At 48.4% G+C, this 25,891-nt stretch carries 27 protein-coding genes; 17 read left to right on the forward strand and 10 right to left on the reverse strand.

The window, feature by feature from the left end:
* The first annotated feature begins 42 nt into the window (after window positions 1–42).
* The 3 genes from OXN82_RS00285 to OXN82_RS00295 all read left to right on the forward strand — a co-directional run bounded on the left by OXN82_RS00285 (window position 43) and on the right by OXN82_RS00295 (window position 2,790).
* Window positions 43–666, forward strand: a complete 624-nt coding sequence (locus OXN82_RS00285; protein WP_321211514.1) for an L-threonylcarbamoyladenylate synthase — start codon at window positions 43–45, stop codon at window positions 664–666.
* Window positions 663–1,367: a DNA repair and recombination protein RadB gene (radB, locus tag OXN82_RS00290; RefSeq protein ID WP_321211515.1), complete on the forward strand. Its 705-nt coding sequence runs from the start codon at window positions 663–665 to the stop codon at window positions 1,365–1,367. Before OXN82_RS00285 ends, radB begins: the two co-directional genes overlap by 4 nt.
* A 265-nt stretch (window positions 1,368–1,632) precedes the next feature.
* Entirely contained in the window at window positions 1,633–2,790 is a 1,158-nt protein-coding gene (locus tag OXN82_RS00295) for a pyridoxal phosphate-dependent aminotransferase (protein ID WP_321211516.1), read from the forward strand.
* Between the two features lie 264 nt (window positions 2,791–3,054).
* Here the strand turns inward: OXN82_RS00295 and OXN82_RS00300 are convergent, their stop codons facing one another.
* Window positions 3,055–4,830: a ribosome biogenesis/translation initiation ATPase RLI gene (locus OXN82_RS00300; protein ID WP_321211517.1), complete on the reverse strand. Its 1,776-nt coding sequence runs from the start codon at window positions 4,828–4,830 to the stop codon at window positions 3,055–3,057.
* 243 nt (window positions 4,831–5,073) lie between these two features.
* Complete coding sequence (gene hmtA2 / locus OXN82_RS00305) at window positions 5,074–5,280, reverse strand: histone HmtA2 (protein WP_013295109.1); 207 nt, start codon at window positions 5,278–5,280, stop codon at window positions 5,074–5,076.
* Window positions 5,281–5,533: 253 nt separating this feature from the next.
* Between hmtA2 and pth2 the strand changes: the two genes are divergently transcribed.
* The 5 genes from pth2 to OXN82_RS00330 are packed head-to-tail and all read left to right on the forward strand — an operon-like array spanning window position 5,534 to window position 8,282.
* Window positions 5,534–5,872 carry an aminoacyl-tRNA hydrolase gene (pth2, locus tag OXN82_RS00310; protein WP_147671192.1) on the forward strand — a complete coding sequence of 113 codons (339 nt, stop codon included), beginning with the start codon at window positions 5,534–5,536 and terminating at the stop codon, window positions 5,870–5,872.
* Between the two features lie 20 nt (window positions 5,873–5,892).
* Complete coding sequence (locus OXN82_RS00315) at window positions 5,893–6,543, forward strand: delta 1-pyrroline-5-carboxylate synthetase (protein WP_321211518.1); 651 nt, start codon at window positions 5,893–5,895, stop codon at window positions 6,541–6,543.
* On the forward strand, window positions 6,544–6,705 hold the full coding sequence (locus OXN82_RS00320; protein WP_013295112.1) for a zinc finger domain-containing protein: 162 nt from the start codon (window positions 6,544–6,546) through the stop codon (window positions 6,703–6,705).
* 49 nt (window positions 6,706–6,754) lie between these two features.
* Window positions 6,755–7,024 carry an elongation factor 1-beta gene (locus OXN82_RS00325; RefSeq protein WP_300488162.1) on the forward strand — a complete coding sequence of 90 codons (270 nt, stop codon included), beginning with the start codon at window positions 6,755–6,757 and terminating at the stop codon, window positions 7,022–7,024.
* A 22-nt stretch (window positions 7,025–7,046) separates the two neighbouring features.
* Window positions 7,047–8,282: a tripartite tricarboxylate transporter permease gene (locus tag OXN82_RS00330; protein ID WP_321212119.1), complete on the forward strand. Its 1,236-nt coding sequence runs from the start codon at window positions 7,047–7,049 to the stop codon at window positions 8,280–8,282.
* 79 nt (window positions 8,283–8,361) lie between these two features.
* Here the strand turns inward: OXN82_RS00330 and OXN82_RS00335 are convergent, their stop codons facing one another.
* A complete protein-coding gene (locus tag OXN82_RS00335) occupies window positions 8,362–9,288 on the reverse strand; it encodes a class I SAM-dependent methyltransferase (protein WP_321211519.1) in 927 nt (308 codons plus the stop codon).
* Window positions 9,289–9,329: 41 nt separating this feature from the next.
* On the opposite strand from OXN82_RS00335, the gene OXN82_RS00340 reads away from it, so the two are divergent.
* Complete coding sequence (locus OXN82_RS00340; protein WP_321211520.1) at window positions 9,330–10,901, forward strand: ATPase, T2SS/T4P/T4SS family; 1,572 nt, start codon at window positions 9,330–9,332, stop codon at window positions 10,899–10,901.
* Window positions 10,876–11,991 (forward strand): type II secretion system F family protein, encoded by a 1,116-nt coding sequence (locus OXN82_RS00345; RefSeq protein WP_321211521.1) that lies wholly within the window; start codon window positions 10,876–10,878, stop codon window positions 11,989–11,991. Before OXN82_RS00340 ends, OXN82_RS00345 begins: the two co-directional genes overlap by 26 nt.
* Window positions 11,992–12,013: 22 nt before the next feature.
* On the opposite strand, the gene OXN82_RS00350 is transcribed toward OXN82_RS00345, so the two are convergent.
* The 4 genes from OXN82_RS00350 to cbiM are packed head-to-tail and all read right to left on the reverse strand — an operon-like array spanning window position 12,014 to window position 14,727.
* Window positions 12,014–12,949 (reverse strand): ATP-binding cassette domain-containing protein, encoded by a 936-nt coding sequence (locus OXN82_RS00350; protein WP_321211522.1) that lies wholly within the window; start codon window positions 12,947–12,949, stop codon window positions 12,014–12,016.
* Window positions 12,946–13,740 carry a cobalt ECF transporter T component CbiQ gene (cbiQ, locus tag OXN82_RS00355; RefSeq protein WP_321211523.1) on the reverse strand — a complete coding sequence of 265 codons (795 nt, stop codon included), beginning with the start codon at window positions 13,738–13,740 and terminating at the stop codon, window positions 12,946–12,948. The genes OXN82_RS00350 and cbiQ overlap by 4 nt, the downstream gene beginning before the upstream one ends.
* A gap of 28 nt (window positions 13,741–13,768) precedes the next feature.
* A complete protein-coding gene (locus tag OXN82_RS00360) occupies window positions 13,769–14,080 on the reverse strand; it encodes a PDGLE domain-containing protein (RefSeq protein ID WP_321211524.1) in 312 nt (103 codons plus the stop codon).
* Window positions 14,077–14,727, reverse strand: coding sequence for a cobalt transporter CbiM (gene cbiM / locus OXN82_RS00365; RefSeq protein ID WP_321211525.1), 651 nt, complete (start codon window positions 14,725–14,727; stop codon window positions 14,077–14,079). Before cbiM ends, OXN82_RS00360 begins: the two co-directional genes overlap by 4 nt.
* 352 nt (window positions 14,728–15,079) lie before the next feature.
* Between cbiM and cdhA the strand changes: the two genes are divergently transcribed.
* From cdhA to OXN82_RS00400, 7 genes are read left to right on the forward strand one after another with little or no spacing between them, the layout of a single operon-like run.
* Window positions 15,080–17,419 (forward strand): CO dehydrogenase/acetyl-CoA synthase complex subunit alpha, encoded by a 2,340-nt coding sequence (gene cdhA / locus OXN82_RS00370; protein ID WP_321211526.1) that lies wholly within the window; start codon window positions 15,080–15,082, stop codon window positions 17,417–17,419.
* Window positions 17,416–17,937 carry a CO dehydrogenase/acetyl-CoA synthase complex subunit epsilon gene (cdhB, locus tag OXN82_RS00375; protein ID WP_321211527.1) on the forward strand — a complete coding sequence of 174 codons (522 nt, stop codon included), beginning with the start codon at window positions 17,416–17,418 and terminating at the stop codon, window positions 17,935–17,937. The genes cdhA and cdhB overlap by 4 nt, the downstream gene beginning before the upstream one ends.
* A gap of 18 nt (window positions 17,938–17,955) precedes the next feature.
* A complete protein-coding gene (cdhC, locus tag OXN82_RS00380; protein WP_321211528.1) occupies window positions 17,956–19,338 on the forward strand; it encodes a CO dehydrogenase/CO-methylating acetyl-CoA synthase complex subunit beta in 1,383 nt (460 codons plus the stop codon).
* 16 nt (window positions 19,339–19,354) lie between these two features.
* Window positions 19,355–20,101, forward strand: a complete 747-nt coding sequence (locus tag OXN82_RS00385; RefSeq protein ID WP_321211529.1) for an AAA family ATPase — start codon at window positions 19,355–19,357, stop codon at window positions 20,099–20,101.
* 10 nt (window positions 20,102–20,111) lie between these two features.
* On the forward strand, window positions 20,112–21,266 hold the full coding sequence (gene cdhD, locus OXN82_RS00390; protein ID WP_147671178.1) for a CO dehydrogenase/acetyl-CoA synthase subunit delta: 1,155 nt from the start codon (window positions 20,112–20,114) through the stop codon (window positions 21,264–21,266).
* Window positions 21,267–21,279: 13 nt separating this feature from the next.
* Entirely contained in the window at window positions 21,280–22,656 is a 1,377-nt protein-coding gene (acsC, locus tag OXN82_RS00395; protein ID WP_321211530.1) for an acetyl-CoA decarbonylase/synthase complex subunit gamma, read from the forward strand.
* Between the two features lie 18 nt (window positions 22,657–22,674).
* Window positions 22,675–23,139 (forward strand): 4Fe-4S dicluster domain-containing protein, encoded by a 465-nt coding sequence (locus OXN82_RS00400; protein WP_321212120.1) that lies wholly within the window; start codon window positions 22,675–22,677, stop codon window positions 23,137–23,139.
* On the opposite strand, the gene OXN82_RS00405 is transcribed toward OXN82_RS00400, so the two are convergent.
* From OXN82_RS00405 to OXN82_RS00415, 3 genes are read right to left on the reverse strand one after another with little or no spacing between them, the layout of a single operon-like run.
* Window positions 23,136–24,500, reverse strand: coding sequence for a HEAT repeat domain-containing protein (locus OXN82_RS00405; RefSeq protein ID WP_321211531.1), 1,365 nt, complete (start codon window positions 24,498–24,500; stop codon window positions 23,136–23,138). The two genes, OXN82_RS00400 and OXN82_RS00405, sit on opposite strands and share 4 nt — an antisense overlap.
* The gene (locus OXN82_RS00410) at window positions 24,488–25,645 is read right to left on the reverse strand and encodes an NAD(P)/FAD-dependent oxidoreductase (protein WP_321211532.1); all 1,158 of its coding nucleotides are present in this window, start codon (window positions 25,643–25,645) and stop codon (window positions 24,488–24,490) included. Before OXN82_RS00410 ends, OXN82_RS00405 begins: the two co-directional genes overlap by 13 nt.
* Complete coding sequence (locus tag OXN82_RS00415; RefSeq protein WP_321211533.1) at window positions 25,635–25,805, reverse strand: 4Fe-4S binding protein; 171 nt, start codon at window positions 25,803–25,805, stop codon at window positions 25,635–25,637. Before OXN82_RS00415 ends, OXN82_RS00410 begins: the two co-directional genes overlap by 11 nt.
* Window positions 25,806–25,891: the final 86 nt, after the last annotated feature.

Genomic DNA, 25,891 nt, shown 5'->3' on the forward strand with positions numbered 1-25,891 from the left:
TTGATTACAGATATATAAATTGGTCATGGATCTGGTGGTTCAATGATAATCCGGAAAATCAGAAGAGAAAACCCATCACAAAATGCGATTGATGAGGCTATATCTGTTATGGAGAGGGGCGGGGCAGTGATATACCCCACAGATACCATCTATGGCCTCGGTGTCAATTCACTTGACAGGGAGTCAGTGAGGAAGCTCTTCAGGATAAAGGGAAGGACCCCTGATAAACCTGTATCCATATGTGTCTCAGGGGTGTCTGAGATACCGAGGTTCTCAAAACCATCAGAGCATGCCATGGAGATAATCAGGAGGATATTGCCGGGCCCCTACACGGTTTTACTTGAGAAGAAGGATCTGGTGCCGGATATTCTCACAGGGGGATCATCAAAGGTGGGTGTAAGGGTCCCTGATGATGAGGTATGCAGAAGGATATCAGCAAAGTTTCCGGTGACAGCCACAAGCGCCAATATATCAGGTAGGCAACCATCAGCTAACCCCCATGATATAATTGGGGATCTGGAGGTTGACCTCATGCTTGATGCAGGCGAATGTGATAGCACTGAACCATCCACGGTTGTTGATCTTACAGTTGAACCACCAGCTGTTCTCAGGATAGGTAGGGGGGACCCTGAAGTTATCCACAGGATTTTCAGGTGTATAAGATGAGGACCCTTATGGAGCTCGGTGAAAACGGGAGGCTCCCCACTGGTTCATCCATTGACTCCATACTGGGAGGAGGTGTTGAGAGGGGAACCATCACACAGTTCTATGGGCCCCCAGCTTCTGGCAAAACCAACATCGCAATTAAACTTGCAGTTGAAACTTCAAAGAGAGATAGAAAGACAGTTTTTATAGATACTGAGGGTGGAATTTCTGTTGAAAGAATCAGACAGGTTTCAGGACCTTCATTCCAAAGGGTTGCAGATAATATAATAGTTTTTGAACCCTCAAGCTTCACAGAGCAGGGTGAAGCCATTCAAAGAACACTGAATGTCCTCAAAAACCATGGTGATTCAGTTGACCTCGTTGTACTTGATTCCGCGGTGGCCCTATACCGTCTAAAGGAGGGTAACGGATCTAATTTCAATGTTGATCTTGGAAGACAGCTTTTCCTTCTTCTGCAGATGGCCAGAAGATTTGACCTTGCGGTGGTTATAACCAACCAGATATATTCCCTGAGGGGAGATGATGGTGTGGAGAGGGTGAGTCCCGTTGGCGGGACCCTCCTGAGGTACTGGTCCAAAACAATTGTTGAACTTGAAATGGGTGATAGACCAGGTGAAAGGGTTGCTATACTCAGAAGGCACAGAAACAGGCCCGAAGGTTTAAGGACCAGTTTCAGGATAGTTCCTGAGGGTATTGTCTGAGCTTGAGGGATTTTAATTTTTTCAGGATGGCTCTTCTATTATTCATTCTGGCCGGGCGCCGCAGGTTAGTTTGCGTCCTTGAAGTAGTATGGGTGTTCTGAATTTTATTACAGAATCGCTGATGCTGAACAAAGTTTATTAAGTGGTTTGTTTAATATGATATAGAACACGGTAATAGTGTGGCCTATGGTTGAGGTTCAGCCTCGGGTAGATAAGAGAAGCCTTCTTCTCTTTCATTAGGATACTCTGGTGCTGATGTGATAAAATGATTTCTCCTAAAAAATATGCTAAAGCCGCAAAAGTGCCGTCAAACGGCTTTAAAACTTCAAATGAGTTTTTTAACTACGTCTTCAAGGACAAAGAAATGATATGGATGGGTCAGAACACCAACCATCTTCATGATCACTCTGAAATAGCGGAAGCCATGATTGATTGCATAAATGAGGGTAGTTACTGTAAGTATCCTCCTCCTGAGGGGTTCCCTGAACTCAAGGAACTTGTACTGAAGGATCTGGGACTGGGGGATGGCTTTGAGGCCCTCATAACCGCCGGGGGTACAGAGTCCCTGTATCTCTGTATGAATGATATTCTCAACCCTGAGGACAATGCCATAACATGTGATCCAGGGTACCTGATAATTGACAACTTTGCAAGCAGATTCGCATGTAGTGTCAAATCGGTCCCCATATACAGCAGTGAATGTGGGTATAAACTGACACCCGACCTTGTGCTTGAGAATATGGACAGCAACACCCGCCTGATTTCACTCATTGACCCCCTGAATCCACTGGGCTCATCATATACACTGGATGAGATAAAGGCATTTGCAGACATTGCAGTGGATCATGATGTTTACCTTCTGCACGATATAACCTACAGGGACTTTGCACAGGAACACCACCTTGCAGCTGATTACGCCCCTGACCATACACTTACGGTGTACAGCTTTTCCAAGATATGCGGGATGGCAGGTCTCAGGATAGGTGCAATTGTTGCAACTGAGGATATTGTTGAGTCAGTGAAGAGCATCGTTATAAATGACCTGGGTACAAATGTTGTATCCCAGGCAGGTGCAATTGCAGCCCTCAAATCAAAGGACAGGTGGGTTGACAGGATACGGGATGTGACCTTCAGGAACCAGAAAATCATAAGGGACGCTGTTGAAGAGGTTGAAGGGGCATTTCTCCCGGTTTACCCATCAAATGGAAACATGATGGCCATAGATATACATGAAACCGGTGTGAACCCAGTTGACCTTACAGACTACCTTCTTAAGAGGAAGATCTTTGTAAGGCAGGGTGCATACACCAGCAAGATATTCGGGGACAGGTACATACGTCTCAGCTTCTCCATACCAACTGAGCAGGTCGAGATATTCGCTGAGAACTTTGTGGATGTGATGGAGTTCCTGAGGCCATCATAATTTCACAATTTTCAGTTTTTTTATCGATTCTTTTTTGATTTAATCTGGCAGATAATCTGCTAACTGTAATTTTTATCCTTTAGGATCGGTTTTTGAGCTTTGATTTTGGCAAATAATTCGCTCTTCTCTTTTCAGTTTAGATTAACTCAGAGTAGGGCATATAAGAGGTTTTTTGCATTGGAAAATAAAAGAATGGAAGGTACTGGTTGACATCTATTATGGCAGGTTTTAAAAGAAGGTTGAATGAAAAGGGTGAATCATCTACTATTCTGTTTTCAGGTAATAGTATTCCCCCATCTCCTTCTGCTGCCTGTCAAGGAAACTTCCAGGCTTGTTGACACGCGGCCTTTTTGTTTCCTTATCCCTCCTGAAGGTTATCCCTGTTTCACTGAGGAATGTGTTCATAGCTTCCCTGAGTTCGGTGGGGCTTCCAGCGCGTCCCTCAACTCCAGGTTTCCCACTGAAGACCATGGCCCTGTCGGATATGTAGTCAATGAAGATTATGTCATGGTCAATTATCATGGCAGACGCATTTCTGCTTTCAATTATCCTTCTTATGGCCTTGGCTGCAAGCAGACGCTGTTCAACGTCAAGGAATGCTGTTGGTTCGTCCAGAACATAAAGTTCTGCATCCCTGGAGAGAGCAACTGCGACTGCAAGGCGCTGCAGCTCACCACCACTCAGCTCATTAACTGCCTTGTCAAGTATCTCCTCAAGATTGAATGGCCTCATTATCTCGCTTTTGAATAGGTTTGATCCATATGAAGGGGCGTTTGAATACAGAAATTCCTCCACGGTACCGGCATAATCCGATGAAAGGTACTGGGGCTTGTAGGATATCTTTATTTTCCTCTTAACCTTTCCCTCATCCGGTTTTTCAACACCTGCAAGGATCCTTGCAAAGGTTGTTTTACCTATACCGTTTGGCCCGAAGGCAGTAATAACCTCGTTGAGGTATACTGTGCCCTCTTCAACCTGAAGATTGAATGCTGGATGGGACTTTATCATCTTTGAGTACTCCACGAGGACCTCACCCTCTTCCTCGGCCCTTGGGGGTTTCACCTTGAATTCTATTTCATGATCGCGGAATCTCACGTTTTCCTCCCTGAGGAAACCCCTGATGTAGGTGTTGATCCCCACCCGGACACCGCGGCGGTTGGATACAACCCCGTATCCACCTGGCTTACCGTATAGTATGTGGACGTAGTCTGACATCGCATCAAGGGCGGCCATGTCGTGTTCTATCACCATAACGGATTTTCCTGCCTCTGCAAGGGACCTTATGACCCTTATTGCATTGAGTCTCTGCCTCACATCCAGCCATGAGGTGGGCTCATCAAAGTAATAGAAATCGGCTTCACGTAGAGCTGCAGCTGCGATTGCCACGCTCTGGAGTTCACCTCCGCTGAGGTTTGATATCTCACGACCCATTATCTCCCCAATCTCGAGGGTCTCAACTACTTCATCTGTTCTTTTTGACTCTATACTCAGAAGCAGATCCTCAACCTTTCCCTTAACGTACTTCGGGATCTTATCCACCATCTGGGGTTTGTGCACAACGGTTACCTTTCCTTCACTGAGGTTCTGGAAGTAATTCTGCAGCTGGGATCCCCTGAAGTGGTTTATAATTTCATCCCACCCTGGTGGGTCCTGGAAGTTGCCAAGGTTTGGCCTGAGTTCCCCTGACAGTATCCTTATGATTGTTGACTTTCCGATACCGTTTGGACCTATCAGCCCAATCACATCCCCCTCTGTCACGGTGGGAAGGCCGAAGAGTTCAAACATGTTCTGCCCGTACCTGTGAACCGGGTCTTCAAGGGCTTCAGGAAGATTTATAACACTTATGGCCTTGAATGGACACCTTTTTGTACATATACCACAACCGGAACACAGTTCCTCAGATATGAGGGGTTTCTTTGTTTTCTCATCAATTGTTATGGTGTCCTCATCCATTCTAACTCCAGGACAGTACTCTATGCAGACGTAGTTGCATTTCTTTGGCTGGCATCTATCATGATCGAGTATTGAGATTCTGGTCAATTCTATCACCATTGGTATGAGGATGAAAATTCAGTTTCGGTTGATTATGGTGTGGGTGGTAAATAAATTCATTCTCAGAAATTCAGGCCCCTTTGAATTATTGTTGCTGGGGGAATAAATAGTCAACACTCCAGAGGATACTGAAGCATGACACTTAAAATTCAGTCATCTCCAAACCCACCGGCCATAGACCTGACTGGGATACTGAAGTATGATGTTTAAAATAAAAATAGAAATGGCCATTTATAGTTTTTTAACGGCCAGTTCTATGTCTGATGCTTTAACAGTTTTTCTGCCGGCGTGTTTTGCTAGTTTAACAGCTTCTGCTGCTATTTCTTCGCCTTTGTCTTCCAGAATTTTTGCAAGTGTTTCCCTTGCGTCGTCGCTTATTCTCTGGGCACCGGCATTTTTTATTATTCTCCCAACTGGTGCTATGGGTAATTCGGCCATAATATCACCTCAATTCTATATTTAACCAAATACTATTTAAATTTATCGATTTTTCGGCACTATTTTCCATCCATATCATGATTCTATACTTCCCAGCCTTGCAGATTGTCACTGTAACACTGGCACCAACCTTCTGGTTGGGAGGGGCACCTCCAGTTGAGGTGTGCATGAGATGGGCACTGATGACTTTTCATTTTTTTTGCGCTGGAAACAGTTATTAGTATCAACCAATATAGACCCGGATGGTGGGAAAATGAAACAGGTCATAATAGTGAGGTCTGATCTGAAGATGGGAAAAGGTAAAATAGCAGCCCAGGCCTGTCATGCTTCTATTGGTTCATTCAAAAAAACAGATCCTGATAAAATCAGAAGATGGGAAATTGATGGTTCAAAGAAGGTTATAGTTTCAGTTAAGAGCCTTGATGAGCTTCTGGAGATATATGAATCTGTGAAGGATTCGGGGATCTCATACTATCTGGTGAGGGACGCCGGTCATACCCAGATACCTGCAGGCACCATCACATGTCTGGGCATAGGCCCGGACGACGATGAGAAGATAGATAAAATAACAGGTGACCTCAAACTTCTCTGAGGCTGAAATATGGTGATATTATGGACTGGGTTGTTAAGATAGGGGGTAGTCTATTTCCTGAACATGCTGCAGAACTCCTTAAAAGCCTTGAAGGAACAGGGGTTGCTGTTGTGTGTGGTGGTGGGGATTTTGCAGATAGAGTGAGGTACTATGACAGGGTTTCGGGATTTTCTGAAAGCGCGACCCATGATTCGGCCATACTATGCATGGATATTACTGGAAGGCTGCTTTCTGACCTATGTGAATCTGCTGTTCCGGTGAGGACACTTGGGGAGTGCAGGGAGGTAGCCGGGAGTGGTCTGACACCTGTGATCCTGCCATCTGAACTCCTGCGTTTTTCTGATCCTGTGGAACACTCATGGAGGGTGACCTCGGATTCCCTCTCACTCATAATAGCACACATGCTTGGGGCGAAACTTTTAATAGCAACAGATGTAGATGGTATATATACTGAGAGGCCACCTGCCAGAGATGCTAAACTTATAAATGAGATAAGTGCTAAAAACTTACTATCTTTTGGTGAGACATCAGTGGACGAAGCACTACCTGAACTTCTCATTAAAATGAAAACTGATTGTTATGTTGCAAACGGGAAGTTTCCCGAGAGGGTGCTGTCCATTTTAAGGGCAGGTGCTTCAGAAGTTATATGTACAGTTATAAGAGGTGATTAGATGACAAAGATGGAATGCACATCCTGTAAGCAGGAGATACCTCTGGTTGAAACCTATGTGAAATTTGAATGCCCCATGTGTGGCGAGATGATCTACAGGTGCCAGAAGTGCAGGACCTTCGGACACACCTACAGGTGCAGCTGTGGATTCGAGGGACCATAGGAAAAATATATAAATTAGTATTACTCAAGATTCTGTGTGGAGGTATTTCATGGGAGATGTAGTAGCTACCATAAAGGTTATGCCTGAAAGTCCAGAGGTTGACCTTGAGGCACTCAAGAAGGAAATTGAATCAAGGATACCCGAGGGTACTGAGCTTCACAAAATAGATGAGGAGCCCATAGCATTTGGCCTCGTTGCACTAAATGTGATGGTTGTTGTGGGCGATGCCGAGGGTGGAACCGAAGCCGCTGAGGAGAGCCTCGCGGGTATTGATGGTGTCAGCAATATAGAGGTAACCGATGTGAGAAGGTTAATGTAGCTCCCCTTTCAGGGTGATTGGGATAACAGATATCCTTTTTGCCTGCTTTCTTGGGATCATCACTGGCATATTAACGGGTCTGATTCCAGGCATCCATGTTAATACTGTGGGAGCATTCATTTTCGCATCATCAACCCACCTTCATGTATCTGAGGAATTCCTCGCTGTTTTTTTATTATCACTTTCAGTGGCACACGCCCTTCTTGAGTTCATACCATCAGCGCTTCTTGGGGTGCCCGATGAAGGAACAGCCATCTCTGTCCTCCCCTCTCACCGGATGGTGCTTGAAGGTAAGGCCGGGGAGGCCATAAGGGCGGCCACGGTTGGTGGTGTTGGAGGGATTCTCATCACAATAATCCTCCTACCATCGCTCTTCCTGATTTTACCACCACTGTACAATTTTCTCAGACCCCATATATGGTTGATTCTGATTCTGGTATCTGTTTACATGATAATAAAACTCAGCAGAAATTTCGAGGCCGTTATCTGGGCTTCGGCGCTTTTTCTCTTCTCAGGTGCGATGGGGTGGCTCATGTTTCAGACGCCCATATCACCGGGTCTTGGGCTCATGACACTTTTTACAGGTTTTTTTGGACTCAGCACCCTCTTTTACAGTTTAAATTCAGAATCAGATATTCCTGAACAGAGCAGGGTTCAGTTCACAGAGTTCAACATGAACACCCTGAGGTCGGTATCTGCAGGTGGTCTGGCATCTGTTTTACTGGGGTTTCTCCCGGGATTTGGACCGGCCCAGGGCGGGATGATAGCAGCCTCCCTCACAGGTTCAGGTGGTGAGGATGCACCTGAGGATTTCATCATGGCAATTTCAGGTCTGAACACATCAGACGCACTCTTCTCGCTCCTCACACTATACCTCATAGGGAACCCCAGAAGCGGCATTGCGGTCTACATTTCAGAAATTGTTCAGGATGTCAGCATGGCCCATCTCATGCTCTTCATATCAGCGTCTCTCCTCGCGGTCTCTGCCGCTGCAGTAGCCTCCATAAAACTGGGCGATCATCTTGCATGCGGCCTCTCAGGTATCAACTATAGAAGGGTATCGGCCTGTGTAATGCTCTTTATGGTGGCATCCATCTTCTTTTTTGCCATCATGGAGGGCGCAAGCCTCCCGTTCATTGCAGTGGCGCTCCTGACATCCACTGCCTTTGGGGTAATCCCCCACTGTGCAGGTATAAGCAAGTCCCATCTCATGGGGGTCCTTGTGCTTCCTGCGGTGGTTATTTACATGGGAATTTAAGTTTCAATTATCTAAGAATATCAGTTAAAATGAGTCTTCAACACAGGGATCAGTTAATTCTGAAGGTCCAGCATCCAGTTCACTGAATCAGCAGGATCCTCTCTGCCAGTTTTCCTGCAGCCTCAATGAACTCCTTTACTTCCACACCTGGGAATGGATCCACAATACATAGCTCAAATTTTTCATTCAGGATTTCAGGCAGTTCTCTGATGTCCTCAGAGCATATTTTGAACCTTTCCTTCCTGAAGCCATTGATCTGAAGGTTAAGGCGCGTCATCTCACACGCATCCCTCCAGATGTCATTGAAGACAACCCTATCTGCACCTGCCATCAGTGCAAATATTCCAAGGGTGCCCGGGCCGCAGGTGGCGTCCAGAACAGTCTCTGGACGAATTGATAGGATTTCCCTGGCAGCTGCTTCTATTTTCTGGTTTTTTGCACCTGCAAATTCTATGTGAAGCCTGCTCTGCCTCCGGTATATGGACATTGAACCTGCAGGAGTCTCTATGATGTCACACCTCATATCACAGCCTGCAAGAAGATCATAAACATGGGGGGTCATTGATGAATCCATAACCCCTGGTGTCACTGAGGGATCGCCCCTTATGACACCCTTAACCTCAGGCACATCAGTTATTATCATCTCCGCAGTTTTCCCAGTGATGGCAGGTGTTAGAAGAACAAGCGAATCCTCTGGCAGGAAGGGGGCCGATTTGAGGGGAAATGCAGGAGTTATGAGCGGAACACCGGCGTCCCTCAACCTGGCATTTTTTGGGATGACCCCATTCTCTATAAGGATCATGGATACCTGTGCCATTACAGAATCAAGGTGCCTTCTGCCACATTCACATTCTTCAAGTGCCGATTCAGTCACCTGTTCCATTATGGGTCTGAACTTCCTGAAACCGGGGTTTATACAGCCCTCACATGGGTCATAATACCCTTCCAGTGCATGCCTGTTATGGGCGCAAAGAACCTCCCCGCAGATAGGACACCTCGCTGACATACACTTAAATATTGTCCTCCACATATTAAAAGATGAGTAACATGAGGGACAAGAGGAAGGAGATTCTGAGGGAGATTCTCGGAGAATTCGCAGCGGATGAGGAAGCGACTCCAAGGGAAGAAAAAAGGGAAAGGCCTGCGGAATCGGAATTCAAGGTTGAAAAGGTGCTTGAAAAGCCATCACCGAAGCCCGCCCCCCGTGGTCCCGATATAAAGGATGTTGAAATCATTGAGGGCGACCTCATACCCAAATACAAGGTGTCCCTTCCAAAGTTCTCTGAGAAGGAAAGGGAACTCCTCAACGAGATCCGTGAAAAACTTGTTGAGGTTGCGGTATCCAAGGGTGAGGATTTCAGGATAGACGAATCCACCTTCATGTCGGAGGTCAAGGAATTTCTCAAGATGAAGGGGGTTCGCAATGTTGATAAGCTCGCCAAGCAGATATCCCAGGAGATGCTGGGTTACGGCGAACTTGACCCACTCATCAAGGATGATGACCTCGAGGAGATAATGGTGATCGGTGTCAACAAACCCGTCTTTGTCTACCACCGGAAGATGGGCATGATGATAACCAACGTGGTCTTCAAGAACGATGACGATATAAAGGCCATCATTGACCTCATTGCGAGGCAGGTGAACAGGCGTATAGACCAGCAGACACCCATACTGGATGCAAGGCTGCCTGACGGCTCAAGGATCAATGCAACAATACCTCCCGTATCTCCAGATGGGTCAACACTCACCATACGAAAATTCAGGAAGGACCCATTCACCGTTGTTGACCTCATCAACTTCAAGACCATGTCCTCCCATCTTGCGGCCTTCCTCTGGGTCTGCACGGATGGACTCGGGGTGAAACCATGCAACGCCATAGTTGCAGGGGGTACTGGTTCAGGTAAAACAACAACCCTCAACACGATATCGGCCTTTGTACCCCCAACCGAGCGTATCATAACAATTGAGGATACACTGGAACTTCAGCTGCCCCACACCCACGTCCTGAGGATGGAGACAAGGCCCCCCAACATAGAGGGTAAGGGTGAACTGGACATGGACACCCTGGTTAAGAACTCCCTCCGTCAGAGACCCGACAGGGTGATCGTCGGAGAGGTCAGGGGTGGAGAGGCAATAACACTCTTCACAGCCCTCAACACAGGGCACAGTGGTTTTGGAACGCTTCACGCAAACACAGCCAGGGAAACAATAACCCGTCTCATAAACCCTCCCATGAACGTGCCAAGGATAATGATACCCGCCCTTGACTTTATAATCATGCAGAACAGGATGTACCGCCCCGAAGGGGGTTCCATAAGGAGGATAACAGAGGTTGCCGAGGTCGTGGGCATGGAGGAGGGTAATGTTCAGCTCAACAGGGTCTTTGAATGGAACAGTGTAACCGATAAGGTAGAGTATGTTGGAATAGCCAGCCAGACCCTGAGGGAGATAGCTGAACTCAGGGCCATAAGCATAAATGAGATAGAGGAGGAGATCGAAAGGAGAAGACTCGTCCTTGAATACCTGGCCGATGAGAACATAAGGTCCATAGATGAGGTGGGACACTACATAAATGAGTACTACAGGGACCCGGATGCTGTCCTTGACAGCATACTCTGAGGCTGATACAATGGTCTCAATCAGGGATATATTCGATAAACTCGGGGGACTCACCCTCACATCCACGAAGAAGGTGGGTGAGGGCGTTCAGAAGCCCGTTAAAAAGATAGGTGAGATAAAGCCAAAGGCACCACCAATTGGAAAAACCGGGGGAATCCTGAAGAGGGAATCTAAGAAACCAAAACCAGGTTTTCTATCAAGAAGGGGGTCATCTAGGGTTATAAGCAGGATGAAGATGACCCCTGAAGAGATAGAGGTATTCAAGGGACTTATAGAGGCAGATAAGAGACTTGAAGAGAGTGGAGAGGACAGTGCAACCCGTGAAAGCTTTCAGAGGGCGTCCCTTGAGGAGATCCTGAAGGAGGAGGAGAAGGAGCAGCTCGACCCCAAGCTCATAATGATACTTGGTGGGGGCTCGGGGGCGGTGCTCCTTGTTGTGATGGTCGTCCTGGGCTTCGGGATCGAGATAGGTCTTGCAATGATGCTTGCTGTCCTCTTCATGGCCATAATCATCATATTTCTTCCGAACCTTCAGAAGGGCAAACGTTCAAGTGAGGCTTCCAGGGAGCTGCCCTTTGCACTTCGTCAGATGGCCACAGAACTCAAATCCGGCCTTGGACTTCATGATAGTATGCGTTCGGTTGCAATGTCCGGGTACGGGGCCCTTTCTGAGGAGTTTGCAAGGACACTTGAGGAGATCAAGTATGGTGAGACCACTGAGAGTGCCCTTATTGAGATGAGTAACCGTATAGAATCCGATGGTCTCAAGAGGGCTGTCTACCAGATAACAAGGACCCTCAACAGTGGTGGGGATCTCTCCAAGACACTCAATGTTATTGCAGATGATATTGCATATGAGATGAGGATGAAGCTCAAGGATTATTCGCAGAAGCTCAACTCCTTCACCATGATCTACATGTTCCTTGCGATTCTGGGACCCGTCATATTCCTTGTCATGCTCCTTGCAGCGTCCACTGTTATGGGGTCAGTTCTACCACCCATAGCCATTATACTGATATACCTCTTCCTCTTCCCGATGCTGGTGGGGTTCATGGCCTTCATGATCAAGAGGCTGGAGCCGAAACTTTAGATGTAGCGTGATAAGCCAGCAGTCACATCTCCCTAAGCACATGTAGAAGTTCATGGTACTTCTCATCCCCGAGAATGTGCATGAGTTTATGCTGTCTTTTTTCACCCAGAAAGTGAAGCAGCCTGTGGTATGCATCTGCACCTAGAAGGTGCAGAAGTTCATGGTATGCTTCCTCCACAGTTAGTTTAACATCAACATCAAAGCCCGACATTCTGAGGCGGTTCATGAGTTCAGCGGTCCTGGGAAGTCTTAAACTGGCTCTTCTTATTATTTCAGGTTCTCCAAAGATTTCACAGGGTGTTCCCTCGGCTATGAGTTCGCCGCTGTTTAGAACAAAGATCCTTTCAGCGAACTGGCTGAGGATTTCAACGTCGTGGGAGGATATTATAACTGTGATGCCCTCACTGCTCAGTTCAAGGAGTATCTCGATTATCCCATCGGCGGTTTCAGGGTCCAGACCTGTTGTGGGCTCGTCAAGGACCATTATTTCAGGTTTCATTGCAAGAATCCCTGCAATGGCCACCCTCTTCTTCTCACCGCCGCTCAGATGGTGGGGCGCCCTTTCTTCGTAGCCGGACATACCCACCCTTTCAAGTGACTTCCTGACCCTTTCCTCGACCTCATCTTCACTGAGTCCAAGGTTCATGGGGCCAAAGGCAACATCATCCCTCACAGTTGGGGAGAAGAGCTGATCATCGGGGTTCTGGAAAACTATACCCACCTTCTGCCTTATCCTGATAAGTTCAGATTTGCTGTAATTGATTTTCTCTCCATCGATTATTATTTCTCCGGCTGATGGCCTGAGTATTCCGTTGAGGTGCAGAAAGAGTGTTGACTTACCGGCCCCGTTGGGACCTATGACGGCAACCCGTTCACCCCTCCCTATTTCCATGTTAATGTTTCTAAGGGCTGTGGTGCCATCCGGGTAGGTGTAGCTGAGGTTCTTCACCTGAATCATTTCATCACCGGAAGCGACGTCTGGATGACGTGAAGAACCGCAAGTATCATGATATTCGCAGCCACAAACAGCACTTCCCTTCTTCCTATCTTGGAGGCTGCTGTGTACATCCTGCTTTCTGGTGTGTAACCGCGGCTAAGCATGCTGAGATACACCCTTTCCCCCTGTTCATATGCCCGAAGGAACATCATGGCAATGGTTTCACCCACCTTCCTCAGCCTCCACCGGTAGGGCACGTTTTTGTTCCAGATATCAAAGCAGCGGGTTTTCTGGGCATTCCTTATTCTTTCAAGTTCATCATAGAAGAAGAAGAGGTACCTGACTGTGAGGTTTAAGAGCATCGCAAAGTCGGAGGGGACACCGATTCTCCTTGCTGAGCCAACAAGTTCCTGCATTGACGTTGTTGAGGAGAGAAGTATCACCGCGGTCACACTCACAGTCACCTTTCCGAGAAGCAGTGCCCCGAAGATGATTCCCTGAAGGGTTATGTCAAATCCAAACGGCCCTGTCCAGATCACGTCCCCGGGCCTTATGAATGGCTGGAAGAGTGCTATGAATCCACCGAATGGGAGTATGAGAATGAGCCTTTTAATGGCATAGGATGGTGATACATTTGAGAGGAAGATCAATAAGATAAGGTAAATCTCCATGAGGATGAGTGTTGCAATACTCTGCGTGGCAACCGCAAAGACGATTATGATAAATGTTATTATGAGCTTGACACGCCCATCAAGGCTGTGTATTGAACTCTCCTTAAGGCTTTCCCTCTCTATGTTTATGAGGTCTTCCATTCAGCTTCCCCGCAAATTTAATGAGGGGTTATTTCCCCTCATCAACTTCTGTTTCCCTTCTACGGAGCAGTACTCCAACGCCATAGGCGAGGCCCAGCACAATGGCAGTGCCCAGCACCATTGCTATGGAACCACCAACCTTGCTCTCACCAAATATAGGGAGGGTGTAGTCTGGCATCGGCGATTCAACCACAGGTTCAGTTTCAGGGTTGGGCATCACCTTCTCGGCTGTGCTCTCAAGTCCATCAGGGTTTTCTGATGCAAGGAATGGTGCCAGAATTGCTATTATGAGGGCAATCAGGATGCCCCCTGCCATGAATTTTTTATCCCGGGCATTCATTTTGATGCAACCCCCTTCTTCTCACCCCATTCACTGAACTTGAAGAGATCGGGGCGGCTGTTTTCAATTGCAAGGACAACAACCACTGTTATTGCAGCTTCGATGAGACCTATGACCGCGTGGTAGAGCCCCATCATCCACAGTCCCTCCACAAGCGGGAAGGTACCCGCTATCCACATCTCTATGGCGCAGGCAATGGCGGCAAGGAATATTGAGGCCCATGATGCCACGGCGACCGCAGGAATTTCACCGGCTGATCTGAGTGCCCTGAACAGGTAGTAACCTGTGAATCCTCCAATTATACCCATGTTGAAGATATTCGCACCAAGCGCAGTTAGACCACCATCACCGAATATGAGTCCCTGAAGTATCAGTACAATTGAGAGTAAAAGGACAGCTGCCCATGGACTTGCAAAGACTATTGCAACGAGGGCCGCTCCAACCATGTGACCGCTGGTACCCCAGGGTATCGGTATGTTCATTGCCTGTATTGCGAATATTCCAGCTGCAAGAACTGCAAACAGGGGTATCTGTCTTTCTTTAAGGTCCCTTCTGGCCCACTGCATGCTGAAGTAGAGGGCTATAAGGGCTATGACCCAGTACACGACGTACTGTGGGAATGGTATGAAACCATCTGGAATATGCAAGATTCTTCGCCTCCTTATTATTTATATTAATTCCGTCATTATATCAAGGCCTTATATAATATAAAGATTGGTGTGGGTATTACAATCTCTCTGTTTAATTTATATTGTGGTAATAACACACCTGGATTTTCTGGTCTCATAAAACGGCTTTTAAATTGAGAGGACATTTTCTTGAGTATGGCGTGAAACTGAGCTCATAGCAGCTTTAATCATCGAGATCAGCTTTATTAAAAATGTCCCTGTTTTTATGTGCCACGGCCAAATACACAAAATTTATATATTGATTTCATAAAATGAAAACCATCATTATAAATCATTAATAATTGTCAGTCTACATTTAGTAATACTGGTGATGGATGTGGCACCCGAATCAAAAAAAGCCAAGAACCTTAAAGGGGATTTCTGGGACCTTAAAAATATCCAGATATCCATAGGAGAAATTATAACTGAGGAAAAACCTCAGGAGGAAGAGGCCAGGGGTCCAAAACCCCGTCCCCATGTTACCGACCTCAGGTCATGGGACATGAAGCTCCTTGAAAGATACGAACCATTCTATGCACCTTTCTGTGACATGTGCTGCCTCTGCACCTACGGTAAATGCGACCTCCTCGGTAAGAAGGGCGCATGTGGTATAGACGCAGCCACCCAGCAGGCACGCATAGTACTTCTCGCATGTCTCATAGGGACCGCCGCCCACGCGGGACACGCAAGGCACCTTGTGGACCACCTCATAGAGAAACTGGGAGAGGACTATGAAATAGACCTGGGCATGAATGTGGATATAGAGGCACCCATAACAAGGACCGTTATGGGAAGGAGGCCGCGGACCCTGGGCGACCTCAGGGAGGTTATGGACTACGCCGAGGAACAGATGTCACACCTCCTCTCAGCCTGCCACACGGGACAGGAGGGTGACAGCAGGGACTTTGAATCAAAGGCATTCCACGCTGGACTCATGGATGACCTCACGAGGGAGGTTGCGGATATCGCCCAGATAGTTGCCCTGGACCTCCCGAAGGGTGATGAGGACGCGCCACTCGTTGAACTGGGATTCGGTACGATAGACAACACCAAACCCGTGATACTCTGCATAGGCCACAACGTTCTCCCTGGGGCAGATATAGTGGACTACGTCACCGAAAGGGAACTCGAAGACGAAATTGAGGTATGCGGTATATGCTGCGCAGCAATAGATGTTACAAGGTACAGTGAGGCTGCCAAGGTCGTCGGGCCCCTCTCAAAACAGCTCAGATTCATAAGAAGTGGTGTGGCCGATGTGATAGTGGTGGACGAGCAGTGCGTGAGGACAGACGTGCTGGAGGAGGCCCTCAAAAACAGGTCAGCGGTGATTGCAACAACAGATAAGATGTGCCTGGGACTTCCTGATCTGACAGATGAGGACCCCGATAAAATCGTGAATGACCTCATAAACGGTAACATAGAGGGGGCACTGATCCTCGACCCCAATAAGGTTGGTGAGGTGGCAGTTAAAACTGCAATGAAACTGGCACCACTCAGGAAATCCCTCAAAAAATTGCCAGAGGTTGATGAGATAATTAAGATGGCATCAGAGTGCACAGATTGCGGCTGGTGCCAGAGGGTCTGCCCCAACAGCCTCCCTGTCATGGATGCAGTTAAGAGCGCAGCTGAGGGTGATCTGAGCAAACTTGAGGAGATGGCACTTGAGGAGCTCTGCTACACATGTGGACGCTGCGAACAGGAGTGTGAAAGGGACATACCCATAGTATCCATGGTGACAAAGGCCGGTGAAAGGCGCGTAAAGGACGAAAAATACAAGATAAGGGCTGGCCGTGGCCCTGCCCAGGATGTGGAGATAAGGAGGGTCGGCGCACCCATAGTCCTCGGGGACATACCCGGTGTCATAGCCTTTGTGGGATGCTCAAACTACCCTGAGGGTGGAAAGGATGTTGCCCTCATGGCAAAGGAGTTCCTTGAGAGGAACTACATCGTGGTCACAACGGGATGCGGTGCAATGTCCATAGGGGAATACAGGGACGAGGATGGAAAGACACTCTATGAAAAATACGGCGGGCAGTTCGATGCAAAGGGACTTGTTAACATGGGCTCCTGCGTATCAAACGCCCATATATCAGGTGCTGCCATAAAGATAGCCAACATATTCGCACAGAAACCACTTGAGGGGAACTTTGAGGAGATAGCGGATTACATACTTAACCGTGTAGGTGCATGTGGTGTCGCATGGGGTGCCTACTCCCAGAAGGCGGCGGCCATAGCAACCGGTGTGAACAGGTGGGGAATACCCGTCGTCCTGGGACCCCACGGATCTAAGTACCGCAGACTGTTCCTTGGAAGGGCAGATGACCAAGAGAAGTGGAAACTGAACGACCTCAGAACAGGTGAGGTCATTGATGGGGAGCCAGCTCCAGAACACCTTCTCTACGCAGCAGAGAACCGGGAGGAGGCAACGGTGATGGTGGCCAAACTCTGCATAAGGCCAACAGATACACCCAAGGGTCGTCAGATGAAACTCAGCAACTACATAGACCTCCACAAGAAATACTTCGGCACAATTCCAGATGACATCGACAGGTTCATAAGGACAGAGAAGGACATCCCCATAGTCTACAAGAGGGATATCATGAAGATACTGGAGGAGAAGAACTGGAAGCCAAGGAAGCTTCCAAAGGAACCCTCACTTCTTGAGAGGTGATCGGTGTGAATGACCGTATAATACCATGGCAGCCAACTGTTATAGCAGGGCCTAAACAGGCAATGCTCGTAACACCAGAAACCGCAGTTATGATGATAAAAAAGGCCAAGAGGCCACTTATGGTTGTGGGGCCCCTTGCAAAGCGCCAGCCAGTACTTGAACACACAGTTAAAATCATCAGGCACTGGGACCTGCCTGTGGTCTCCACTGCCGATACCTACAGGGTGCTGAAGGATGCGGGTGTGGAATCAGAACCCCACGGGATAGTGGAGATAACCAACCTTCTGAAGGACCCAGACTGGGAGGGTCTCAGGGGTGAGGGCCAGCACGACCTCGTCATATTCATAGGGTGCATCTATTACATAGCATCCCAGGGCCTATCAACACTCAAGCACTTCGCACCACATATAAGGACACTCACAATATGCAAGACATTCCACTCAAATGCAGATGCATCATTCCCCAACATGGATGATGATGAATGGTTCAGGTACCTTGAGAAGATGTATACTGACTGATGATAATGGAGGAATTCAATGTTTGAAGACATACCCGTTGATGTAAGTCCCATGCACGAGGGGGAGCGGATAAGATCAGCAAACATGTTCGTTGAACTTGCCGGGCCCAAATCCATCGGAGCCGAACTGGTCCAGGTTAAGGATAGCGTTGAGGATGGAAAGGTGGAGGTCATAGGGCCCGAGATAAGTGAGATGGAACAGGGCCAGATCTATCCATTCGCCATAAACGTGGAGATAGCAGGAAGCGAACTCGAGGAGGAACTTGAAAGCGTTATAGAGCGGAGGCTCCATGAGCTCTGCAACTACGTCCAGGGTTTCATGCACCTCAACCAGAGGGACCAGATCTGGTGCCGTGTAAGCACAGAGGCAAGGGACGCAGGATTCATGCTGGAACACCTTGGAAAGGCACTATCGGTCCTCTTCAGGGAGGAGTTCCCCATAATCGAATCCATATCAGTGACAATCATGACCGATGAGGGCGCTGTTAAAGAATTCCTTGAAACAGCCAGGGAAAAGTATGAGATAAGGGATTCAAGGGCAAGGGAACTCTCAGACGAGGACGTTGACGTATTCTACGGATGCCTCATGTGCCAGTCCTTCGCCCCAACACATGTATGTGTGGTCACACCAGACCGGACAGCCCTATGTGGTGCCATTAACTGGTTCGACTGCCGCGCAGCCTACAAGATGGACCCCGACGGCCCAATATTTGAAATTCAAAAGGGGGATGTCCTTGATCCGGAGAGGGGAGAATATGAGAATGTTAACGCTGCGGTGGCAGAGAACTCACAGGGTACAACAGAGAGGGTTTACCTCCACAGTGTGTTCGGGTATCCACACACATCATGTGGCTGCTTCGAGGCAGTTGCATTCTACATACCAGAACTGGACGGCATAGGCATCGTGAACAGGGACTTCAGGGGCGAAACACCCCTTGGAATACCATTCTCTGCAATGGCAGGGCAGTGCTCAGGCGGAAAACAGGTTGAAGGTTTCTCAGGTCTCAGCCTTGAGTACATGCGCTCACCCAAATTCCTGCAGGCAGATGGGGGATACTCAAGGATAATCTGGATGCCAAAGGAACTCAAGGAATCTGTCATTGACTTCATCCCTGAAGACCTGAGGGATAAGATAGCCACAGAGGAGGATGCGACATCAATAAAGGAACTCAGAAAGTTCCTTAAGGAGAAGGGGCACCCCGTCCTTGAAAGGGCACCCACAGAAGTTGAGGAAGCTGAAGTCGTTGAGGAAGAGGAAACCCACGCTGAGGGGGCCCCCATCACTGAGGGAATACCTGTAATGGCGTCCCCAGAGATCAGCCTTCCAGCAGCGGGTGGATTCAGGATAATCCTCAAGAATGCAAAGATCTACGCTGAGAAGGTAATAATAAAGCGTAAATAATCAACTGAGTGGTCATGTGATAATAGCAGTAAGCGGCAAGGGCGGAACAGGAAAGACCATGGTTTCAGCGTCACTTGTGAGGATACTCGCAGCTACCGGTGCGGATGTCCTCGCAATAGACGCTGACCCTGATTCAAACCTTCCAGAGGCCCTCGGGGTTTCCGTAAGCGGGACGGTTGGTGAGGTGAGGGAACAGCTTAAGAGGGACACAGCAGCGGGCAGAATCCCCCCATCAGCCAACAAGTGGGATATACTTGACTACAGGATAATGGAGTCGATAACCGAGACAGATGACTTCGATCTGCTCGTCATGGGTCGCCCGGAGGGGAGCGGATGCTACTGTGCAGTTAACACCATGTTGAGGCGGATAATCGAGAATATAGCAGAGAACTACGACTACATAGTGATAGATACCGAGGCGGGCCTTGAGCACCTCAGCAGGAGGACAACCCAGAACGTTGACGTTATGATGGTTGTAACCGACCCCTCAAAGAGGGGGATTCTAACAGCAAGAAGGATACTTGAACTATCAAGGGAACTTGAGATAAAATTCAGGAAGGTATTCCTGGTTCTTAACAGGGTCCGTGAGGGTGACCTTGAGAAACTTGAAATAGACGAGGACCTTGAGGTCATAGGCGTTATACCCGAGGATCCCCTTGTTTCCAGGTATGACATGGAGGGCAGGTCGCTATATGAGCTGCCTGAAGACTCAGCAGCATTCAGGGCCATAAAAAAGGTTGCCGGGAAAATTTTAAGTCTATAGAGGTGTGCTTATGGATAAATTAACGGAACTTCTGAAATTACTTCAGAACACGGAATCCATCGAAATAAATGAGTTCAGGATGGATGTTGACGAACTTGAACTCTACCTGATGCCTGTGGTTCAGCAGGCCATCCAGAAAACAGTTGAGGTTAGGGAGGCAGTTGAGGCACTCCCTGAGGAGGAATTTGAACCACCGGTAAGGACATACCCCGGTGAGGTTGCCCAGGTGAAACTGGGCGAGGGTACAAGGAAACCTGTTTACCTTGGCGGTCAGAAGGCCCTCTACAGATTTGAGGAACCCCAGCCAAACCCACCGGTGGTTACATTCGATGTCTTTGACATACCCATGCCGGGTCTCCCAAGGCCGATAAGGGAGCACTTCAGCGACGTCATGGAGGACCCTGGTGACTGGGCCAGGAAGGCGGTAAAGGAGTATGGTGCCAACATGGTCACAATACACCTCATCGGAACAGGACCCAAGGTAATGGACAAGTCACCAAGGGAGGCTGCAAATGACATTGAGGAGGTCCTCCAGGCCGTTGATGTCCCCCTGGTAATCGGGGGATCAGGGGACCCGGAAAAGGATCCGCTGGTTCTTGAAAAGGCTGCCGAGGCCGCCGAGGGCGAAAGGTGTCTCCTGGCATCAGCAAACCTGGACCTTGACTACAGAAAGGTTGCAAGGGCAGCCCTTGACCACAACCATGCGGTCCTATCATGGGCAATAACAGACGTCAACATGCAGAAAACCCTCAACCGTTACCTCATGAAGGAGGGCCTTAGTAGAGAGGACATAGTGATGGACCCAACAACCTGTGCACTGGGTTACGGTATAGAATTTTCAATAGATGTCATCACAAGGACAAGGCTCGCGGCCCTCAAGGGTGATGCAGACCTTCAGATGCCAATGTCCTCTGGAACAACCAACGCGTGGGGTTCAAGGGAGGCCTGGATGAAGAAGGATGAATGGGGACCCACAGACTACAGGGGCCCTCTATGGGAGATAGTAACCGGACTTACAATGATGCTCTCAGGTGTGGATATATTCATGATGCTCCACCCAACATCTGTGAGGCTTCTGCGGGAGATAGGGGAAACCTTCACAAGGGAATACATGACGACCGAAACACCTGATCTCCGGGAATGGATAACTGAACTTGAATATTGAGGAGGGGTTTAAATTGCAGGTAACTGCCATGGATGTATACCGATTACTTCCAAAAACAAACTGTGGTAAATGTGACGAGTCATCATGCATGGCCTTCGCCACAAAACTCATAGAAAAGGAACTCACACTGGATGACTGCCCGCAGCTCAGTGGGGATGAAAGACAGAAGCTCGAGGACCTCCTTGCGCCGGCTGTGAGGGAAATCACCTTCGGCCCAGAAAAAAACCCTGTGGTGGTTGGGGGTGATGAGGTCCTCTACAGGTTTGAACTCACATACTACAACCCCACAGCCCTCGTGGTTGATCTTCCAGATGACCTGCCATCAGAGGAGATCATGAAGAGGGCCAGTGATATCATGAATCTGAAATTCGAGCGTACCGGTGAGGAACTGACCCTGGATGCCATAGCGCTCAGAAACAAATCAGGAAGCCCTGAAAAATTTGCAGAGGCAGCAGGGGCCCTGGCTGAACTCAACTTCCCTGTTGTTCTATGCACATTCGATCCAGAGGCAATGAGGGCTGCCCTCGAGGTCCTGGGGGATCAGAGGCCCCTCATGTATGCGGCTACAAAGGACAACCTCCAGGAGATGGCTGATCTTTCCATTTCATACGGCTGCCCCCTGGTGCTCTTCTCACCGGGGGACCTTGAGGAGATGAAGAACCTCACAAGAAGACTGCGGGCAATGGGCCTTACTGAAATTATCCTGGACCCCGGAACATTCACAGGTGAGGGGATAGGTGACACCATAGACAACTTTGTCATGATAAGGCGCCTTGCAGTTGAGGAAAGGGATGAGGACTTCCGCTTCCCCATCATGGGCATACCAGCACTCTCAAGGCTTTCAGGAGTGGATCCGGTTGAGGATAACATAAAGGAGGCCACTGTTGCAGCCACACTCATGAACCGTTATGCCGACATTCTTATACTCGGCGGAACAGATATCTGGGAGCTTATGCCCATACTCACCCTCAGGCAGGGCCTCTACACTGATCCAAGGAAGCCACAGACTGTTGATCCAGGAATATATGAGTTTGGAGACGTTGATGAGAACTCCCCTGTGATACTCACAACCAACTTCTCACTTACCTACTACACAGTGGAGGGTGACCTCAAGGCAGGTGATGTCACGGCATATCTCCTTGTGCTTGACACAGAGGGAAGGGCTGTGGATGTCTCACTGGCCGGAGGACAGCTCACAGGAACCGCGGTGGCTGACCTTATAAAGGATACTGGTATAGAGGATAGGGTGAAGGATAAGGTTCTCATCATTCCTGGACTTGCGGCACCTGCAAGTGGTGAAATAGAAGACGATACCGGATGGAAGGTGCTTGTGGGGCCAAGGGATTCCTCAGGGATACCTGACTACCTTGAAAAACTGGCATCGGAGTAGAGGGGTGGTCCAGTGAAGATGCTGATGGTAATTGACCCTGCAAGGTGCAGTGGCTGCGATGACTGCATAAATGCATGCAAAAAGACCCATGGAGTTGCAAGGGTCAGGAAGGACGACAGGATGCCGGTATTCTGTCTTCAGTGCCACCCTGAGAAGGCCCCATGTGCAAGGATATGTCCTGTTGGCGCCATAAGGGAGGTTGATGGGGCGCTTGTGATTGATGAGGACGCATGCATACTCTGCAAGCTGTGTATGGTTGCCTGCCCTGCAGGAATGATAGTTCTTGATTCTGAAAAGAAATCAGCAGAAAAGTGTACGCTCTGTATGGATGCCGACTGTCTGCTGCCTGCATGTGTGGATGCATGTAAGGAGAATGTCCTTAAACTGGTATCTGTGGATGACCTTGCTGATCTCAGGGATCGCATGGAGTTCAGTGAGGTCCTTGAGGAGGCAATGAAGATCTACAGGGGCAAGGTTAACTAGATTTCCACGTGAAGGGTGTTTATCAACACCCTAATATATTTGTAGGACTCAGTAATGTTTTCAACTGGCCCTTTGAAGTATATGTAATATATGTAACCCTTCTTTTTGAAGATGAATGCCACTATCCTGTATTTCTTTGTTTCACCGGTTACCATGTATCCATGTTCGCTGTCCACGGTAACGGATCCCCTCGTGATGTTAAAAAGACCCCTCATGCTCAGAACGTCAATTAGGATATCTGAAAATTCTTCAGCAGTCACTCCGACGGCTTCCTTTCTCTTAACGGATATTTTAAGCCCATGTTCCTTACATGAACCTGTAATGAGTTTTTCACCATCCTTAACCTCTAGGAGGTCCCAGAAAATGGGGTACTTGAAGTTTATCTCCCCATTATCGAATCTCTCAAGGTATGGTTCCACATCGATGAGGTCTATCGCTGCGCGGGCCTTTCTTCTAACAAAAAGGTACGGATCATTGAGGGCCTCTATGAGTGATTCAAGGGCATCGGGGTCCCCTATAAGCCCCAGGGCCTCTGCCACCTTTCCGCGAACATAGCGGTTTTCGTCCCTTTTTCTGCCTGAGACCATCCTTTTGAGGTAGGGAACAGCCCTTTTTGACCCTATCTCCCCAAGAGCTTCAACAATGACGGCTCTTGTCTGCCATGAGGGATCAGAAAGTTTTTCAAGAAGGGGGTCAACTGCTGTTTCACCAAGATTCACAACTGCAAGGACAATCTGGCGCCGGACCTCCATGTCAGGGTCGTTGAGTTTATCAATAAGAACCTCAAGACACCTTTCATCACCCAGATTTCTGATGACCCGTGCAGCGGCCTTTCTCACAACCCATGACCTGTCGTTAAGCGCAGCCAGTGCCTGCCTGAGCCCCTTCTCAGGGTCCAGTTCTGCAAGGGTGATGAGTGCATTTTTTCTTATATCTTCAATGGGATCATTTAAATATCGTTCAACAGCATCAACTGCCCTTTTATCCCGGAACCTAGAAAGAGATTTCAGTGCACTGATTCTGACATCAATATCGGGGTCCTCAAGGGAACTTATAAGCGGTTCAATCGCGCTTGGATCACCTATATTTCCCAGTGCCCTGGCTGCCGCGGCCCTAACACCCCCAAGTATAGGGTAGTCCCTCTGCCATTCCTCATATCTGAGGGTATCAATCAGCGCGGGCACTGATCTCTTATCTGCCAGTTTTTCAAGGGCAAGGGCAGCGTCCAGTCTTACGGTGTAATCATCACTTTCAAGAGCCTCCATGAGACTTTGAACATCCCCCTCTTTCAGAAGCTTCTCGATGTCTAGGAATATAAAAACCCCCCCATAATGTATGCTATCCCTGATTAAAGCATACATTTGAGCATCTTTAAGATCCCGGGATAATCCCTCAGAATCTTAAGGAGTGATATTTTTGAGATGGAATTTAAATCTTTTCCCTCAAAGGATCTTATGAGTGAATCGAGTTCATCATCACTTAAACCATCAAGTACCTTCCTAAATTTAAGTGATCTCTCAAGATTTTTACCTATCCGCTCATGCCATGTGCTCTCATACTTTGAGAGGAAGCCTGAATCGGTTCTCTGTGATTCAACCGCTTCAGTAGCCACATCTGCGGCTATCATCGCACACTCCGCTGCAACGTGTATACCACCACCTGTGAGGGGATCAACCTGACCGGCCGCGTCACCAACGACAAGCAGGCCGTCTGTGTATGTCTTCCTGATGGGGCCTGCAACGGGCACAGCACCTGCGTTGAACTCCAGTTTGCTGCAGCCTGCCCTGGAGATGAACTGGTTAAGATAATGTAGCGGACTATTATCAGAGCATCTTGTTCTCCTTATGCCCACACCAACATTTGCCCGCCCATCACCCTTTGGGAAGACCCAGAGGTAACCTGATGGAGCAAAGGTACTCCCGAAGTAGAATTCCATGGTCTCATCGTCCACATCGAAACCTGCGACTTCATACTGGGCACAGGAGCACAGTTCTCCCGGTCTGAAACGTGTATCGAGCCCTGCCATACGGCCGACACCTGACTGAATGCCGTCCGCTGCAATTACAATACTTGATTCAACCTCATGGGTTCCATCGGGACCCCTGAATTTAACACCGGAGACTGATCCCTCATGGAACATCAGATCTTTCACCCGGGAACCTGCAAGCACATCCGCCCCAGAATCAGCGGCGCGCAAAGCGAGGTATTTATCAAAAATCTTTCTTTCAATGATGTAACCCTTTATAATTGGGTTTCTGGTTGTTACGCTTGCACCGTATGGCCCGTTGATTGCGGCCGCATTTATCCTTGTACATGTGAACTCGGGAAGGGGCTTTATACCTGTTGATCTGAAGAAGCTGTCGCTCACTCCCCCCGCGCACTGTACAGGGGTTCCTATCTCAGGGTTTCCTTCGAGCATGAGGACACGCAGACCATTTTTTGCTGCGTGGTATGCGGCTATGGAGCCTGCCACACGACCCCCGACAACAACAAGATCATACTTCATCCTTACACCCCATTGCGTCCACAGGGCAGACTGCAGCACAGGCAAGACACTCCAGGCACCCATCCCCCATGAGGAGGATGTCCTCCAGTTCCAGGGCACCTGATGGACAGACATTCACACAGGCACCGCAGCGCATACACCTTGATGGATCGTGTTTCAATGAATCACCCACTAGATTTATGGACACCCGGTTTAATAATATTAGTGATATGATAATGACCACCGTTAAATTAATATATGACTTTT

Source organism: Methanothermobacter sp. DP (assembly GCF_026692625.1).
Taxonomy (GTDB): domain Archaea; phylum Methanobacteriota; class Methanobacteria; order Methanobacteriales; family Methanothermobacteraceae; genus Methanothermobacter; species Methanothermobacter marburgensis.